The sequence below is a fragment of the Dehalococcoidia bacterium genome (assembly GCA_025054935.1).
Taxonomy (GTDB): domain Bacteria; phylum Chloroflexota; class Dehalococcoidia; order SpSt-223; family SpSt-223; genus JANWZD01.
In genome coordinates this window covers 494,749-509,129 of record JANWZD010000001.1, presented here as the reverse complement: position 1 = coordinate 509,129, position 14,381 = coordinate 494,749, and the positions used below count along the sequence as shown (strand labels likewise).

The following is a 14,381-nucleotide window of genomic DNA, read 5'->3' as shown; positions in this document are numbered from 1 at the left end:
GTGCAGACCGTTCGGCGCGTCTATCTCTACCTCGTGAGTGCCGTCAGTCTCGCGATGCTGGCGTGGGGGGTGGCGACGCTCCTCCAGAGCCTGCTCTTCCTCGTCAGCCAGACGGCGGCCGCCGTCGTTCGCGAGCAGGTCGCGCGCGCTGTCGGCGTCACCCTTGTCGCGCTCATTGTCTGGACCGTCCATTGGACGCTCGCGACGCGCCTTGCCGCTCGCGACCCGAGCGAGCGGGCTGCTGCCCTGCGCCGCCTCTTTCTCTACGGGACGCTCGCGCTTGCGATGATCGCGCTGGCGTACAACGCCAGCCACCTTGTCAGGGCGCTTGCCGCCGCGCTCGCCTCGCTCCCGGTTCCGGGGGCACCGCACGTGTTCGAGCTGCTGCCGGCGCTTGGGGTGGCCGCGGTCATCTGGGGATATCACTGGACCATTGCCGCTCGCGACCGAGAGGCGGTGGGCGAGACGGCCGCGGCGGCGACCCTCCGGCGCTGGTATAGCTACGGGACAGCGTTTTGGGCGCTGCTGCTCCTCCTCACTGCCTCGGCGACCCTCGTGCGCTTCTTCTTTGCGCTCGTCGTCGGGTCGCCGGCCGTTGGCGGACAGGCCGACGTGATCGACGCCGTCGGCCCGGCGCTTGTCGGTCTCCTCATCTGGGCAGGGCAGTGGAGCTGGACTTCTGCCGGTCCAATCGGCGACGACGACCGCCGCTCGGTGCTGCGCACCGTGTATCTCCTTGCCGTGATCGGCGTCGCTGTGGTCATGACGCTCGTGCAGGCGGGTCAGGTGCTGTTTGTTCTGATCAGCCGCCTTCTCGGGGTGGCTGCCCCGGGAGGGCTGCCGGGGTCGCTGCCCCAGCTGCTTGCGGGGCCTTTCGCTGTCGCCCTCGTCTACGGCACGGCGTGGGTGTTCCACCTCCGCGCTCTCCGCCACACTGTTGCGGGCGCCGAGGACTCCCCGCGGCGGCGCGGCGTTCGGCGGCTGTATCGCTATCTGGTCGCCCTCGTTGCCTTGGGGCTGCTTGCCGTCGGCCTCGCCGGCATGCTTTGGACGATAGGCGATCTCCTGACGTCGGCAACGTTGCGCGAGTCGGGAACGTGGCGCGAGCAGCTCAGCTTCTTTGTCACCCTCGGTATCGTGGCGTTCCCCGTCTGGCTGGTCGTCTGGCGGCCGAGGGTTGATCCCAGCGAAGCGAGTTCGCTCTCGCGCCGGCTCTACCTCTATCTCGGGCTGATTGGCGCGGTCCTTGCTGCTCTCATCGCCGGCGCAGCCGCCGTCTATCAGTTCGCGGCGCTAGCACTCGCCGTCCGCCTCCCCGTTGAGACGCTGCCCGACCTCGTCCGGGCGCTGGCGGTGCTCAGCGTGAGCGCCGGCGTGGCGGGCTATCAGTGGCGGATCCTCCGCATTGACGCTGAGCGCGCTCCGCGCGCGCCGCAGCCGGTCGTGCAGCAAGCCCGGCTTTGCCTCATCGCCCCGGACGGACAGCCAGTTCGCGAACTGACAGGCGACCTTGCCACGCTCCGTCGTCTCTTCGATCGGGTTGCGGCGGAGACGGCGAGGAGCGGGTCTGCCCCGCCGGGCGAGCCCTCTCCCCTCGCTGACGCTTCGCCGTAACTCGGCTATCTCGCGTCAGGGGCGGGGACTTGACTGTCGTCGGAGCGCGTCAGCGGCGTCAGGCCCGCCTCATCCTGAACAACAGCGTGCCGATGCTGGCTCCAGACATAGGTGAGCGTTGCGCCGAAGAAGAAGATCTGAGCGGAGAACTGGATCCAGATGAGAAGCACGACCAGCGCTCCGGCTGCGCCATAGGCGGAGCCGGGGGCGAAGTAGGTGAGGTATTGGGCGAGGAGAAACTTGCCGACCGAGAAGAGAGAGGCGGTGGCAATGGCCCCGACGATGGTGTCGCGCCAGGGGATGAGCCGGTCCGGCGTCACGCGGTAGATGAGCATGAAGAGACAGGTAGCGAGGAGAAAGGTGAGCGCGGTTTCGGACAGCCGCACAAACCACCCCTCGAACAGCCGCTCGAAGCCGAGCCAGGCATGAATCTGGCTGACAGAGGCGGAGGCGACGATCATCACCAGAAAGAGGGCGCCAGCTGCGAAGACAAGGAGCATCGAGAGACCATAGCGGCGGAGGAAGGCGAGAACGGCGAGCCCCTGCGGCGGAGGGATCCCCCAGATGTCGTTGATGGCGTCGCGGATCTGGACGAACATGTTCGTTGCGCCCCAGAGCAGCGCGCCGAGCCCGACTGCGGTTGCGAGGATGTTGTTTGTCGGGCGGCGCGTCGGCTCGAGCAGCCGGAGGACGAGATCCGCAACCTCGGTGTTGGTCGCCTGAGCGACCTGCGCGTAGATTTGGGCCTGGGCGGTCTCGGCGCCGACAAAGAAGCCGGCGACGCCGACGGCGATCACCAGCAGCGGCGCGAGGGAGAAGATCGCCGAATAGGCGACCGCTGCCGCCATCCGCGCGCCTCGCGCCCGGTTATAGGCGTCTATGGTCGCTCGCACGAGGTAGACGAGGTGCCGAACTCGGTTCATGGTGCCTCGTTTTCAGCGTAGCACGAGGCGGCAGACAAGTTCGAGCCGGCCATCCCCTTGGCGGCGCAGAGGAAGGGGGTACTTCCGGGTCTCAGGCTGCTGAGGTGCCGCGGGAGACGAGCGGGGGGCGCTTTGCCTCTTCCGACCGGGCGCCACCGCCGAGGTTCAGGACGGCCGCACCGCCTGCGGCCGTCCTGCCGGATGCGCGCCGGGTGCAGGGGGAGGGGGACGCTACTGGCGCACGACCTCGACAGTGCGTGTCACGCAGGCGCTCGCGCCGCCATCACGAACGAAGGTGTACTGCCACGTGCCTGCGGGGACAATGACCGCGAATTTCCAGACCGTGCCCTTGCCTCCGGCCACGACTTCACGGAGGCGGATGCTGCCCGGTCCCAGCAGTCCGACGCCGAGGGTGTACTTCGCCGAAGAGACTTCGACCGAGAATTCTCGGTCGGCGATCGCGGGATTGGGAACGAACTCGACCGTCTCATCCCCGGTGCACGATCCGCCAAACACAGGGAAGGGGAACGGGCCGAAGGGCGCTGCCGGTCCGAGGGCCGGAGGCGCAGCCGGGATCACGCCCGCCGGCGGAACGAGGGCGCTGGGAGGCGGTGTGGCGGGTAGGCTGGGCGGGGGCGGCGGCGCGGGCGGAAGCGCACTCGGGGGTGTCGTGGGGGCATCGACGGCCGGCACTCCGCCGGGAGGTACCGGCGAGCCGGGGGGGAACCCATACAAGATCCGACAGTTGGGGCGGAATGGCTGCACGGGGGCATAGGGCGGGCAGAGAGCGTCCGGCGGCGGCGCCGGCGCGCGAACGCCGGTCCCGCGCGGCTGGGGCTGGATGATCGCGACGGGCGGGAAGCCGGCGAGCGCGAGCGCCGGACCCGGCAGGAGCGGCGCTGCGGCGCTCGCCGGGATGACGCCGGCCTCTTTCAGGATCTCGCCGCCATCGATGACAAACACTGTCCCCGCGCGTGCCCACGGAGTGTCAACCCGCCACTCTTGGAAAATCGCTCGCTGCATCCGAACGACAAACGTCTGCCCATTGTCGACGGCCGACTGCGGAAGCCCGTAGTAGGTCACCGGGTCGGCGCCGATCCCGAAATAGGCCTCGCGGATCCGTGGGCTCCGATCGAGCAGCGCGAAATGGCGCGCTTTCACTACCTCCCAGTTGAACAGAACGTCATCCCGCCAGTCGAGCGAGGGGGCCGCACCGTACGTCGCGGCCAGCCAGTTGTCAAACCCATGCTGGCCGAGCCAGTCGATGACGTTGACGATCTGGACAACGCCGACATCAGCGCGCCAATGCAGTACGCCGCCCTCAAACGCTTGCGCGGGGAAGCCATCCCACAGGAAGCGGTGCGAGATCGGATAGCCCAGCCGGGTGACCCCGCCCAGCTCGCGGAAGGCAGTCCACATCGGAATGCCGGCGAGGTCCACCACAGCGTAGCCGTAGCCAGCAGGCTGTCCTCCTCGCGTTTGGGTATAGAACCATCCTCCTTCCACGGGAAAATCCTCGCGGCTCTGCGCAGCGAGAGGGGCGGTCATCGACGCCGCAAGCAGCGCGACAACCAGCGCCGTCGAAAGCAATCGAGCCGCGGCTGGACCTCGGGAGGCGAGGAATAGCGCGAGATGCCGTTTTGATGCCACAGCGACTCCTTTCGGCCAGTGGCCAACAACGATGGGCGCCAGCAGCGAGCCGACTCGGCAGCTTCGTTCTGCACTATGACGCTTGCTTGCCCGCAAGTCAAGACGGTGAATTTCCTCGAGCGAAGAGGCGGTCACCGCTGCTCGCGGCTGGCTGGCGGCTCGTGCCCGGGCTGCGCTTGGGGGAGACGGCGGGCAGTCAGGCGAACGGGCCGACGCTGGGTGAGGATTGCCCAGACAAAGGCGATGAGCGCTAGCTGCCGCCGCCATCGCCACGGCTGCCGGACCAAGCGGACAAGCCATTCCAAGCCGAGCCGGATCGCCCAGCGCGGTGCCCGTTTCACCCGGCCGGACAGATAGTCGAAGGTGCCGCCGACGCCGATAGAGAGAGGAATGCCGAGCTGGGCCGCATTCCGCGCGATCCAGAGGTCCTGGGCGGGCGCGCCGTAGGCGACGAGCAGCAGGTCGACAGGGGCGGCCGCGCGCACGGCGGCAGTCGTCTCCGCGTCACCCTCGGGTCCGGCGCGGCCGGCGAAAACGCCCGCGATCTGAAGCCCGGGATAGCGCTGCTGGAGGACTGCTGCTGCCTCAGCGGCCACCCCCTCGGCCGCGCCGAGCAGGAAAAGGCGCCATCCTGCCGTTGCGCCAACGGCGGCCAGCTTTTCGACGAGCTCGACGCCGCGCACTAAGCTCCGAAGCGGCCGCCCGGCGTACCAGCATGCCCAAGCAATGCCCGTGCCGTCGGGCACCGCGAGGTCGGCGGCGTTCAGCACCGCCGCGAACGCCGGGTTGCGGCGCGCCTCCATGACGAACTCAGGGTTGACCGTGACGATGTGGCGGGGGCGGCGTTCGGCGATGAACTGCTGGGCCAAAGCGATGGTCTCGTCCGGGGTGACGTCGTCGACGCGCACCCCGAGCACTCGACGCCCCCGAATCACGCTGGGTTCGGTCGGCCGATGGCAAAAATGCGCCGGTCTCCTCTCCCCATGCTGCCGGTCGCGTTCATCGAGTCGACGATCAGCCGCGCCTCGCGGAGGACCCGATCAATGTCGAAAGCAGAATGGGCGGTGACGATCACGATGCAGTCAGGCGCCGAGAGGTCGAACGTTGCCAAGTCGACCGCTTGGAGTACTGTGCGCTCCGGCCGGATCGCGCTGCCGCCGACAGCGAAGCGGGGAACATGGGGGTCACTGTAAGTGATCCGGGCGCCTGCGTTCAGCAGCAGTTCGATGATCCGCTCGGCGGGCGAATTGCGCGCGTCGTCGACATCGCGCTTGAACGCGACCCCGAGCACATGGATCCAAGCGCCGTTCAGGGATCGCCCGCGGCTGGCAAGAGCGTTGGCGGTCTTCTCCACGGTGTGGTAGGGCATCATCTGGTTGATTTCAGCGGCGAGCTCGACGAAGCGGGCGGAAAAATCGTACTCGCGCGCTTTTGCAGAGAGATAGAACGGGTCGACGGGAATGCAGTGCCCTCCCACGCCAGGGCCGGGATAGAACGGCATAAAGCCGAACGGCTTGGTCGACGCCGCCTCAATCACTTCCCAGAAGTCGATGCGCATTCGCTCCGCAAGCAGCGCCATCTCATTGACGAGGGAGATGTTGACCGACCGGAAGATGTTCTCCAGCAGTTTCGACATTTCAGCGACGCGGGGCGAAGAGACGCGCATCACCCTCGCGCCGAACTGCTCCATCACTATCGCAGCCAGCTCCGTGCAGGTCGGCGTGTAGCCGCCCACCACCTTGGGCGTGTTGGCGATGGAGTAGTGCTTGTCGCCGGGGTTGATCCGCTCCGGCACAAAGGCCAGATGGAAGTCGGTGCCCGCCTTGAGCCCGCTCTCTTCGAGAAGGGGCAGCACCTCCTCCTCGGTCGTTCCCGGGTGGGTGGTGCTCTGGAGGATGATCAGCTGCCCGCGGCGAAGCCGAGAGGCGATCTCGCGGGCGGCCGCCGTGACATAGGACAAGTCCGGCGACTTGTTTGGCTTGATCGGGGTCGGGACGCAGATGAAGATGACATCGGTGTCGACGAGACGGGCGTAGTTCGTCGTGGCGCGCAGCTTGCCTTCGCGGACTGGCGGACCGAGTTCGTCGGCGCTAACATCGGCGAGGTAGGGCATGCCGGCGTTCACGCACGCAACGCGCTCGGCGTCGATATCGATGCCGAGTGTCGGGAAACCGAGCCGCGCAAGGGCGGTGGCGAGGGGGAGCCCCACATAGCCTAAGCCGACTACCGCCATCACCGCTTCGCGAGCGCGAACCCGATCGGCGAACTCCATCTCCCATCCTTCGCCAAAGTGGCTCGATTATAGCGTTGGGTCGCTTCCAATCAGCAGGCGCATTGCTCAGCGCAGCACGACAGGTCGTCCAGATACATCCCGCGCTGGCGGTAGAGCTCCAAGATGGATGTGTCGACGCCGAGCCGCCGCGCGATTGCGTTCGCGATCACGGCAAAACGCTGCCGGAACTTATAGATAAAGCAGAAGATGACATCTCCATGGCGAACCATCGGCCCAGCGACAAAGAGCCCGGGCGTCCGCGTCGACTCATCTTCTGCCGTCAACACGGCTGTGCCCGCCTCGCTCCATTCGAAGAGGTCGGCGATCAGCGTCAGGCTTCCCTCAAAGCCCGTGGCGAGGATCGGACGGGTAGGGGAGGTCCAGACCCTGCCGTCGGCAGCGGAGACGGTCCAGCTGCGCCCTTGGCGCTCGACTGCGGTCACTTCGGCTCCCGTGACGATCTCGAGACGGCCGGCCGCCTGCGCGCGCGCTAAGCGCTCGGCGGTGTAAGGCGACAGCGTGACGCTCGGGTCGCTCGAGTCGGGGTCGATGGAGGGCTTCCGTTCGAGGACGGTGACCCGCTTGTTCAGCCGGCTCAGCTGAATGGCGGCGTCGACCCCGCTTTCGTAGCCGCCGATGACGATGAAGCTGTCGCCGGGCAGCTGCGACCAAGAGGAGACGAGCGCGTTATGAAGGCAGTGCTCCGCTCCGGGGAAGGGGTGGCGCCGCGGGTACTGGAACTCTCCCGCTGCCCAGATCACAAACCCAGCGTGCAGCGGGCCGCGGCTGGTGACCAGTTCGAAGCCGCCGCCCGACAAGGGGAGAACAGTTTTCACCTCGACCGCGCTTCGCACTGGGAGTGCGAACCGCTCCGCAAACGCCTCAAGGAAGGCGGCGTAGAGCGGGCCGCTAGGATGCTCTCGGCGCAGGGAGTAGGCGGGCGAGGTGTTGAGCGCAATCGCATTGAGGTCGAGAAGGCCGAATTGGTTGCTGGTGAACGATGGCGTAATGAAGCGCATCCCTTCAGGCCAGCGCCGGAATGATGCGCCGACGCCGTAGCGGTCGACAACCAGATGTTCAATGCCAAGGTCTGCCAGCACCTTCGCGCAGCCAAGCCCGGCCGCGCCCGCTCCTACGATGATGACGTCGTGCGTTTCGGGCATTGCTTCCCCCGATTTTGAGCACGAATGATACTCAGTATCAATCTCGCCCGTCATCCGCGAGCCTGGAAGAGGCGCGTCCCCGCGGCTCGGCAAGGATTGTCCCCGCCTTATCTCCGGGTCGATGGCGCGCCTCGCCCGAGGCTGGCCCTCAGCACCGTTCCGCGTTCTGCGCTCCCAGAGCTGCCCGCTCCGCCGGCCGGCCGAGTGTCGGGGCGCCGGCGCGGCAGGCGCCGAGCGGCCCTGCGCTGGGCTTCGACCTCGTCTTTCCCGCGGGAGGCGGCAGCAGCGCGCCGACAATCTCGGGCGCTGCGCTGACGCCGAGCGCGCAGCGGACCGGAGCGCAGCCGGCGCCTGTCTGGCTCCCCAATGCTCCCGCGTCGCGAGAGCGGTGCGATCCCTCTCTCACCCTCATCACGATCGACAATAGTCCGCCATCGGATAGTGCACCAGCCAACCCTTTCGGCGCCACGGGGCGGACGTCGCTCCTCGCGGTGCCGATGCCGCCCGCCGCAGTCGCGTTGGGAGAGCGATGTCTGGGGAGGACGCGGGTGCCCGCAGCCTCTGCCGGACCTCGAGGAGACGGGGCGCGTCCAGCAGCGGAGGAGAGAGCGCGCCGAAAGCTGGAACGTGAAGATCAGGCCGACGGCGGAAGGGGGGTCGGAAGGCAGCAGCGCTAGGCGAGGGCGGGTCTTGCGAACTCGCGGCGCGAGAGAGCGTCCACTAGCGCCAACGGAGGGAGGAGCCCTACGATCGGCCAAGGGAGAAGAGCACTCAATGTTCCGCTTCGGCATCGAGCATGAAGTCGCCTTGCTGCGCGCGGACGGCCGGTTCGTCGATTGGACGACGACCTCCTTCGAGGAGTTGGACGCCATCGTCCGCCAATTGCCGCGCTATGAAAGCGACTACCCGATGCTGCGGATCGGCGACCTCGGCATCAAAGAGAAGCGCTGGTATATCGAAGGCTACGAGCGCTACGACGACTGCGGACGGTATCTGGAGACAGTTCCCAAGGGGATTGAGATCCGGACGACTATCGGCTCGAGCATTGGGGCAACGATCGACGAGCTGTCGCAGAGCTTTGCGGCGCTGCGCGACCGTGCCGTTGCCGCCGGCTTTGAGCCGGTCTGGATCGCCCTCAACCCGGTGCAGGAACGGTTTGTGCCGAACCCGCCGCTGCGGCCGTGGGAAGAGGCGCGGCGCGCGAGCTCGCCTGAGAAGCGGACTGCCGAAATCCCGATGCTCACCTACGGGCCTGACCTGAATCTCTCCATCGACGGCATGAGCCCCGAGGCCAGCATCGATGCGGCGATGAAGCTGACCTACTACAGCCCCTATCTCATTCCGTTCAGCTTTTCCTCGCCGTTCTTCGGAGGCGAACGTTGGCGAGGCTACTCGAAGCGGACCGAGCTGCGGACAGGCATCCGGCCGGCGGCGCTCGTCTTCCTCGCCGACCGGAGCAAGCTGATCGCCAGTTCCCCTTCGCTGACCAAACCGGCGCGCCTTCCGGCAGAGGATGGCCGCATCGAGTTCAAGGCGTTTGACAGTCTTGCCGACTTTGCCCTCTACGGGAGTTTGCTGGCGCTGCTGAAGGGTCTCCTCCTCGACGATACCCTCGCTGGACGCGCACTGGTGCCTGACCGCGCCCTCCATCAGCGTGCGGCGCGCTATGGATTCGACGATGACGACATCTTTTTCGGCGCTCTGGCGGTGCTCACCGCAGCCGAGCGTGCGCTCGCGTTCGATCCCGACCAGCCGCGGCTCAACCGCCTCTTTGCGCTCATCGAACAGCGCCGAACCCCAGCGCATTGGCTGATCGACCTCTTTGAGCGCGCGGGCGCCCTCGAGCCGGTGCTGCGCGGCTCTTACCAGCGCTTTGGAGCGCTCGTCGAACCTCCAGTCTGAGGCGAATCCGTCATAATCTGGCGATGTCGTCTTGCGCGCTCGCCCGTCCGCTCCGGCCCGGCCGTCCGCTCGCTGTGGTACTGAGCGGGCTGCCGGGCAGCGGCAAGTCGACATGGGCGCGTCGCTTCGCCGCGCGCTTCGATGCTGACCATGTCGAAACCGACCGCATTCGCCGCGCCCTTTTCCCGGTTCGCACCTATAGTCCGGCGGAGCATGCTGCCGTCTACCGCGCAGCGGTTGCGGCGATCGCCGACGCCCTCCGGCGGGGACGGACCGTCGTCTTCGACGCGACGAATTTGACCGAGGAGAGCCGGGCGCCGGTCCGTCGTCTCTGCGACCATCTCGACGCCGGTCTCGCCATCGTTCGATTCGCCATCGATGAAGCAGAGGTCCGCCGCCGGCTTGCTGCCCGCGAGCGCGGCCAGGACCCAGCCGATTACTCGGAAGCGGGGCTTGCTGTCTACGAGAAGATGCGCGGAGAGGCGCGCCCCGTTGTCGGTCCCCACTGGCTCGTTCGTACCGAGGCAGAAGCCGACGCCGCGCTCGAAGCGATAGGAGCATGGGTCGTCCGGGCGAGAACGTGCGGGTCGTCGTGATCGTCAACCCCGCCTCTGGGTCGGCGCGGGGAGTTGATCTCCCGGCGGCGATGCGCGTGTTCGCCGCCGCCGGGTGGACCGTTGAGATGAGCTACACTGCCGCGCCAGGAGACGCGACCCAAGCGGCTGCGGCGGCGGCGACCGCCGGGGCGGATCTCGTCATTGTCAGCGGCGGAGACGGAACGGTGAACGAGGCGCTCCAGCCGCTTGTCGGGACAGGAACGGCGCTCGGCGTGCTGCCAGCCGGGACTGCCAACCTCCTAGCGCGCGAGCTGCGTCTTCCGCTGCGAGCGACTGAGGCAGCACAGGCGCTGGTCCACGGCAGTCGACGGGTTGTCGATGTCGGGCGGGCCGGCGGGCAGCGCTACTTTCTTCTCTTCGCTGGGGTCGGGTTTGATGCCGAGGTCGTCCATGCGGTCGATGTGGCGCTCAAGCGCGCGCTCGGCGCGCTCTCCTTCGTCGCCGCCGCCGCCCAAGTGATGCCGCGCTACCGCGGCGCGCCGGCTGACATTCTGCTCGACGGGCGCCGCCTCCGCCGCCATGCCTTGATGGTCGTGGTGGCGAACACGCGGCTCTTCGCCCTCTTCCCCCTCACTCCAGAGGCGCGAGCGCACGATGGTCGCTTGGACGTGGTCGTTTTCCACGGTGTCGGGTGGTGGGCCAAGGTTCGGCATCTGCTCAGCGTGGTCTTCCTGCGGACGGCGGCGGCGCCGAACGTTGACCGGGCGCGGGTGCGGTCGGTGGAGATCCGCAGCAGCGTGCCCCTGCCGGTTGAACTCGACGGCGAACCCTGGGGAGAGACGCCGATGCGGTTCGAGGTGGTTCCGGCAGCGGTCGCGATTTGGGCACCGCCGACTGCGCCGGAGGAGCTGTTCGGCCGCGCTGAACGCGCCGGCGCGCCTGCTGACTGACGTCGCCAGTCGCCTAGGGGAGATCGTCAAGCTGCGGATGGTAGCGCGGGGGCAGTTCGCGAAGTGCGCCGTGCTGCGGATGCCGGGCCCCGCGCACAGCGCCGCTTTCGTCTCGGGGGAGGGCTGTCACTCGGGCGCGAACGTGGGCGGTCACGCCGCGAGCGGGGTCCAGCAGAGATATTTCGGCGGTCTGCACCTCGGCGAACGACCGGCCGAGCCCGTTTTCCGCTCGCCGGGAGAGCCGAGCGGAACAACAGTGCGCGGGACGCTGGAGGCCTCGTGCGGGACAATCGACCGCGACGAGCCCCCGGTTTCATTGCATCCCGATCTCGGTAGCCGATCGACGCCCCTCGTAGGCATGCTCCGCCGCCAGCCGCAGGAGCACCGGGTCGCTTCGTTCGCGGCCGAGCCGTCATTCGAATGTGGGTCGACACTTAGGTAACGGATGCCCCCTAGTACGAGACGCCGGTGCTCTTCGCGCGCGCCGAGCTCGGGCTGCTGCCCCTGCGCGGAACGGTCAGCCGGAGCCCTGATGGGTCTGAACGCCGGCGAAGGCGCGGTTGCCTCGGTCCCGAAACCACCCCACGACCTCCGCGATGCTCAGGTCGAGGCGACGGTGCTCGCGCCGCCGCCGTTCGGCAAACGCCTCGCGGGCGCCCGGTGCGCGTTCGGGGATCAGCTCGACCGTCCCCTCGTCGGTGAAGACGAGAACTCCGCCTGCCTCTTCCTCGAGCGCGCGCCAGCCCCGTTCGTACGCCTCCTGCTCGGGTGTCAGCCGGTAAAGAACAAAGGTGCGGACGTCCGTGTTGTCGTCTTCGTGATAGAAGTCGTAATAGAGGGTCTCCCCGTTGACGACGGCCATGCCGGAGAGCGTACCGTCGTACCAGTCGTCCGACCAGAGGACGCGCACGGCCGCGCTGTCGATTTCGGGATAGCGCGTGAGATCGATTTGGCGCGTGAACTGGTAGTCGCCCATCCCAACCCCCGACGTTGCAACTGTGCTCAACCGAGAGTGGCCACCAACGGACGGTCTGCATTTTCGCAAGTAATCTATTGTCTGCGCTTGCGGCGCCAACGTCCAACTGCTTGGGCTCTTGTGTTGCGGAGGCCGACGGCGCGCTCCTGCGCTCTGCCGAGGGAGAAGAGAGCGGCTCGGAGCGGTCTCAGCGGCGGAGCGCGAGGCTGTTCAGGTCGGCGAGGGCATCTTCAACGGCTTGGACCATGCCGTGGTCGGTGTAGCCGGTCGCAACGCCGTAGAGCTGGAGCACGTGCTCGTTGAATGCCGACCACCCGGCCCGCCAAGCGGCAAGATGACGGAACGCCGCCTGGCGGTCGTTCTCGTGGACACGGCCGAGGTCGACCCAGCGGAAGTAGTAGAACATGCCGCTCACATAGTTAGTCATTGCGGTGAGCAGGGTGTCGCCGTAGCGCACCGTATTGATCGCTTCGTCGGCAAGTTCCGGGTCAGAGGAGAGGTCGGCGGCCCGCTCCATTTCAGCGACCATCTCCCGGAGGAGCCGACGAGCGATCTCTTTCTCGCGCAGCGCCTCCTCGAACGCAGCCGGCGTTTTCGCCTGCTGATAGAGCGCGCCCACGCGGTCGGCGCCGAAGATCACGTCATCGCGGGTCCAGGCGACGTTCGGCGCCCACGGCCCTTGCCAGCGGGCGAAGGGGGCGACGTAGAACGTGCGGAGCACGACCTCTTCGGACAGTTCGAGCACGCGCGCAACGTGCGGAGCGGCTTTCGGGCCGAACCGGAGGGTGGCCCACTGGAGCGCGAGCGTCTTCGGCGAGAGCGAAGGGTCCCACACGAGCTTGGCGAGCGCGTAGTTGTTCGCCTCGAGCCAGATATGGCTCCGCAGGTAGGGGCCGTTCCATCCTCCGCCCCGCGCCCAGACCCAGACTGCTGTCACTCCTTGGTCGACCAGCGCGCGCAGCCCTCCCTGTCGGCCGCTCTCCGGCGCGCCTCCGGCGACGATCCCGCCGAGGTAGTTTGGAAAGGCGCCCTTGCCCTCATACTCTCGCGCCGCTTGGTATTCCACCATGCGCGCTGCGGGAAAGCGATTAATGTTCGGATTGGCCGGGTTGTGCCGCCAGAAGTCGGTCTGCGTATGCTTGAACGAAACGAGCAAGCCCGGCTTTGCGCCTACACCCTCGAGGATGCGGCCGGCAACAGCGGGGTCGGCGTGAAAGCCGTCTGCGCCGATATCCCACGCGCGCTGGATATACCGGCGGCGTCCGATCTCGACGATCTCCTGATACGAGATCTCCATCACCAGCCGGAGCATCGTCGGCATGTCGGCGGCGCCGCATTCCTTCATGGCGGGCGGGTTTCCGCTGACCGGACCCGCAGGGTAATTCTCCCCCGTGCGGATCATGACGATGTCGATCTCGGGAAAGGTGCGCAGGAGCTCTCGCAGCCCTGCGCGGTACAGCTGCTGCGTCCTTGGGCGGTTCAGGCAGTAAATTGGCCGCTCCCCTCGGACGCCGACCTGCTCGCCGTACAGTTCGGCGACGCGGGCGGGGAAAGAAATGACATCGCCCGAGGTGAGCACATCGAGGTGAAGCGCTTTCGCGCGCGCGATCTCGGCGCGGGCGCGGGCGCGCTGCTGCTCCACCCAGGCACGATCCTCCGGCGCGGCATAGATCGCGGGGTCGACGCTGTCGAAGGTGAGCAGCCACGGCCATTGGGTGATGGCGACCGTGTTATATCCCCAGCGGAGCGCGTCCTCCGGCGAGGGGTAGTTCTCTCCCGTTGGGCTGGAGACGAGCCGCAGCGCGATCGCCGGTTCCACTTTGAGGTTGAGGGGCCGCGTGTAGCTGTCCGGGTTCAGCCGGATCATCTCGACGAACCGGAACGCGCCGTACGCCGTTCCGCGGATTGAGCCGCCGATAATCGCGATCATCGGCGTGCCGCGATAGTTCATGCGCAGCAGCCGATAGCCGTCCTTGCTCAGGGGGAGAGGCGAAAGCTGGCCCGCTGAGACCAGCTGCTCGTAGAAGGGGACCCCCGGCGCGAGCAAAAGGAGGCTGAAGGGGAGCGGCGAAGGCATATCGTCGGCGCGGAGGCGCGCAGGGAGCCCGAACACCTCAGCAAGCGCGCTGCGGAGGTCGGTGACGGCCAGTTCAATGGCCGCATCGTTCGCCCACGCCGTGGGGATAATGACGTCCGCGATCGCTGTGGGAGGGTGAGCGCGGACCGGCGTGGGGCGGCCCGAGGGGGGCCCAGCGGGGGCAAAGGCGGTGAACGCCACCATCCCGAGAGCCAGTCCGAGCAGGGGAAGACGCGCCAGCCGGCCAAACATTCGCATTCTGGGCCTCAATGGTGGCAGCCAGCTCATGACTGGACC

11 protein-coding genes are annotated in these 14,381 nt (G+C 67.4%); 4 read left to right on the top strand and 7 right to left on the bottom strand.

Annotated elements, in window-relative coordinates; genetic code table 11:
- Positions 1–1,614 carry a DUF5671 domain-containing protein gene (locus NZ773_02255; protein ID MCS6800749.1) on the top strand — a complete coding sequence of 538 codons (1,614 nt, stop codon included), beginning with the start codon at positions 1–3 and terminating at the stop codon, positions 1,612–1,614.
- Positions 1,615–1,619: 5 nt separating this feature from the next.
- Here the strand turns inward: NZ773_02255 and NZ773_02250 are convergent, their stop codons facing one another.
- The 5 genes from NZ773_02250 to NZ773_02230 all read right to left on the bottom strand — a co-directional run bounded on the left by NZ773_02250 (position 1,620) and on the right by NZ773_02230 (position 7,622).
- Entirely contained in the window at positions 1,620–2,537 is a 918-nt protein-coding gene (locus NZ773_02250) for a YihY/virulence factor BrkB family protein (protein MCS6800748.1), read from the bottom strand.
- Positions 2,538–2,768: 231 nt separating this feature from the next.
- Positions 2,769–4,187 carry a hypothetical protein gene (locus tag NZ773_02245; protein MCS6800747.1) on the bottom strand — a complete coding sequence of 473 codons (1,419 nt, stop codon included), beginning with the start codon at positions 4,185–4,187 and terminating at the stop codon, positions 2,769–2,771.
- A gap of 131 nt (positions 4,188–4,318) precedes the next feature.
- Positions 4,319–5,122, bottom strand: a complete 804-nt coding sequence (locus NZ773_02240; GenBank protein ID MCS6800746.1) for a WecB/TagA/CpsF family glycosyltransferase — start codon at positions 5,120–5,122, stop codon at positions 4,319–4,321.
- Positions 5,119–6,459 (bottom strand): nucleotide sugar dehydrogenase, encoded by a 1,341-nt coding sequence (locus NZ773_02235; GenBank protein MCS6800745.1) that lies wholly within the window; start codon positions 6,457–6,459, stop codon positions 5,119–5,121. Before NZ773_02235 ends, NZ773_02240 begins: the two co-directional genes overlap by 4 nt.
- 50 nt (positions 6,460–6,509) lie before the next feature.
- Positions 6,510–7,622 carry an NAD(P)-binding domain-containing protein gene (locus NZ773_02230; protein ID MCS6800744.1) on the bottom strand — a complete coding sequence of 371 codons (1,113 nt, stop codon included), beginning with the start codon at positions 7,620–7,622 and terminating at the stop codon, positions 6,510–6,512.
- 774 nt (positions 7,623–8,396) lie between these two features.
- Between NZ773_02230 and NZ773_02225 the strand changes: the two genes are divergently transcribed.
- The 3 genes from NZ773_02225 to NZ773_02215 are packed head-to-tail and all read left to right on the top strand — an operon-like array spanning position 8,397 to position 11,031.
- Positions 8,397–9,524, top strand: a complete 1,128-nt coding sequence (locus NZ773_02225) for a glutamate-cysteine ligase family protein (protein ID MCS6800743.1) — start codon at positions 8,397–8,399, stop codon at positions 9,522–9,524.
- Positions 9,525–9,547: 23 nt separating this feature from the next.
- A complete protein-coding gene (locus NZ773_02220) occupies positions 9,548–10,120 on the top strand; it encodes an ATP-binding protein (protein MCS6800742.1) in 573 nt (190 codons plus the stop codon).
- Positions 10,084–11,031, top strand: a complete 948-nt coding sequence (locus NZ773_02215) for a diacylglycerol kinase family lipid kinase (protein ID MCS6800741.1) — start codon at positions 10,084–10,086, stop codon at positions 11,029–11,031. The genes NZ773_02220 and NZ773_02215 overlap by 37 nt, the downstream gene beginning before the upstream one ends.
- A 517-nt stretch (positions 11,032–11,548) precedes the next feature.
- Here NZ773_02215 and NZ773_02210 read toward each other — a convergent pair.
- Both NZ773_02210 and NZ773_02205 read right to left on the bottom strand, forming a co-directional pair.
- The gene (locus NZ773_02210) at positions 11,549–12,037 is read right to left on the bottom strand and encodes a hypothetical protein (GenBank protein MCS6800740.1); all 489 of its coding nucleotides are present in this window, start codon (positions 12,035–12,037) and stop codon (positions 11,549–11,551) included.
- A gap of 157 nt (positions 12,038–12,194) precedes the next feature.
- Entirely contained in the window at positions 12,195–14,342 is a 2,148-nt protein-coding gene (locus NZ773_02205) for a hypothetical protein (protein ID MCS6800739.1), read from the bottom strand.
- Between the last annotated feature and the right edge of the window lie 39 nt (positions 14,343–14,381).

Excerpts from the sequence above, each read along its gene's own strand:
- NZ773_02205 (MCS6800739.1), bottom strand. The coding sequence starts at position 14,342 with ATGCGAATGTTTGGCCGGCTGGCGCGTCTTCCCCTGCTCGGACTGGCT.
- NZ773_02215 (MCS6800741.1), top strand. The coding sequence starts at position 10,084 with ATGGGTCGTCCGGGCGAGAACGTGCGGGTCGTCGTGATCGTCAACCCC.
- NZ773_02230 (MCS6800744.1), bottom strand. The coding sequence starts at position 7,622 with ATGCCCGAAACGCACGACGTCATCATCGTAGGAGCGGGCGCGGCCGGG.
- NZ773_02220 (MCS6800742.1), top strand. The coding sequence starts at position 9,548 with ATGTCGTCTTGCGCGCTCGCCCGTCCGCTCCGGCCCGGCCGTCCGCTC.
- NZ773_02235 (MCS6800745.1), bottom strand. The coding sequence starts at position 6,459 with ATGGAGTTCGCCGATCGGGTTCGCGCTCGCGAAGCGGTGATGGCGGTA.
- NZ773_02250 (MCS6800748.1), bottom strand. The coding sequence starts at position 2,537 with ATGAACCGAGTTCGGCACCTCGTCTACCTCGTGCGAGCGACCATAGAC.
- NZ773_02225 (MCS6800743.1), top strand. The coding sequence starts at position 8,397 with ATGTTCCGCTTCGGCATCGAGCATGAAGTCGCCTTGCTGCGCGCGGAC.